The 2152-nt window shown below is 35.9% G+C and carries 1 protein-coding gene; it reads left to right on the top strand.

Annotation, left to right across the window (positions count from 1 at the left end; translation table 11 throughout):
- Positions 1-41: 41 nt before the first annotated feature.
- The coding region (locus H6S82_RS30400) for a HEAT repeat domain-containing protein (protein WP_206756915.1) at positions 42-2152 on the top strand (2111 nt) is incomplete at its 3' end.

Raw genomic sequence — 2152 nt, 5'->3', positions numbered from 1 at the left:
CGATTAGCAATACCCTGACGGATTTTGATACTTATAAAACATTGGAATTTGAACCGGATGATGTGGATGAGTTTATTCGCCAGTGGTTTGAGGAGGCGAGTCAGGATGAGAAACGGCGCAATTGTGGGCATGAAACTTTTTGGCGAGAACAGGGAAAACGCTTAACAACACAGTTAAAATCACCGGGAAAAGAGCGAATCAAAGAACTGGTACGCAATCCCCTGCGGTTGTCGATGTTGTGTCAATCTTGGTGCGTACCCGAACAGGAATTGCCCGAAACGAAGGCGGCACTTTACGAGCAGTTTACTACTTATTTTTTTGAATGGAAACAAGAGGAATTCCAGAAGAAGTATCAGCGGGTATTAACAAAAACGGAGAAAAACAAAATTAAAAAAGTTTTAGCAAAATTAGCTTTAGCGGCAATGGAAAGCGCTAATAGTTTTCGGATTGAGGAAGATTTTGCCATTGAGCAGATGGAGGAAGAGTGGTTTAATCTAGCAGAGAAATTGGGATGGTTGGTTTTAGTTGACAGGGATATCCGCACCAAAGAGCCTATTTATTCGTTTTTACATTCCAGTTTTGAGGAATATTTTGCAGCTTTGGCTATTGATGAAAACGTTAACTATTGGGATTTTTTCTTACCTCGCAACCATATTAATCGTCCTGTTACTGGCAAGTGTTATCGCATTTTCGAGCCGCAGTGGAAAGAGGTAATTTTGTTGTGGTTGGGGCGAGGGACGATAGAAGGAAAGCAGAAAGAGGAATTTATTGATGCTTTGGTTAATTTTGAGGATGGATGTGGAGGATTTTATAAATATCGAGCATTTTTCATGGCAGCACAGGGAATTGCCGAGTTTGGTGATTTTGATATGAGTACCAAAATTGTTGAACAACTAGCTACTTGGAGCTTTGATAATTCTAACTTACTGTGGCAAGAAGCAAGAAAAATACTTGAGAAAACACACATAAAAAAAGCTATTTTTGTTTTACAAAAGTTGTTATATAGCTGTAAAAAAGAATCTACTTCTGTGGAAATCGCTTATATCTTGGGGCAAATTGACCAAAATAATAAAGTTGCTATTAGGCATTTGAAAGAACTATTAAAAATTACAAATAATAAACTTTTATGGCAAGTAGCATATAGTTTAGAAAAAATTGACAATGGAAATTCAGATGCTATTGCTGCTCTTTTTAAACTTTTAGAAAACAGCGAAAACAGTGACATTTATAGGCAAGCTGGTCATACATTGGAGGAAATTAGTAAGTATAATACAACCGTTGTTAGTAAATTAAAAGAATTACTATCGAATAAAAGTGTAAATATTCGTAACCGAGCAGCTAATGTAATGTACAGTTTAGATAAAAGCGATCCAGATTTAATCACTTTTTATATAGAAAGATTAGACGACTCTAAATCTAACTCTAGTCGCTGTGTCATTGCTCGAAATTTAGGAGAAATTAATACAGTCAGTCAAGATGTAGTTAATGTACTAAATAAGCTTTTAGATATCAGGGAGTCAGAATCTACTCGTATTCGTGCTGCTGAGAGCTTATCTAAATTTAAATCAAGCAAGCAAGAACATCCCATTGCTACTTTGAAAGAAATAAGCTATAACAGCCAGGATTATCTTAACAGATGTTCTGCTGCTAGGGTTTTGGGAAATTTTGATGATGCCAAGCAAGATGCTATTGAAATTTTAAAATCGCTTTTACACCACAAACATCCTAAAGTTCGTCGGTGGGCTGCTGATGATTTAGGGGAATTAGACAAAGGAAATCCAGATGCAATTGCGATTTCAAAACAGCTTTTATTAACTTGTCAAGAACCTAAAGAAATGCAGCAAATTGCTTATGTTCTAGAAAGGATTGGCCAGGAAAATCCTGTTGTAATTGATGCTCTACTCCAACTGATGCACGAGCGTAAAAATGAGCATGAAGTTGTTCTTTTAGCAGCTAGTAGCTTACTTAAACTTGCTCCCAGTAATCAAGATGCCATAGATCCTTTAACTATGCTATTGAAAACTTGTGAAGATCAGTTTATGCAATGGCGAATAGCTGATATTTTGTTAAAATTAGATAATAATAATAAAAATGCCATAGATAACTTAATAGAATTGCTGCATATTTGCGAAGATGAATTCATATTTACGAA

This window comes from Planktothrix sp. FACHB-1355 (assembly GCF_014748295.1).
Classification (GTDB): Bacteria; Cyanobacteriota; Cyanobacteriia; order Cyanobacteriales; family Aerosakkonemataceae; genus Aerosakkonema; species Aerosakkonema funiforme_A.
Note: the sequence above shows the minus strand (reverse complement) of the source record. Positions and strands in the feature narration are given on the sequence as shown.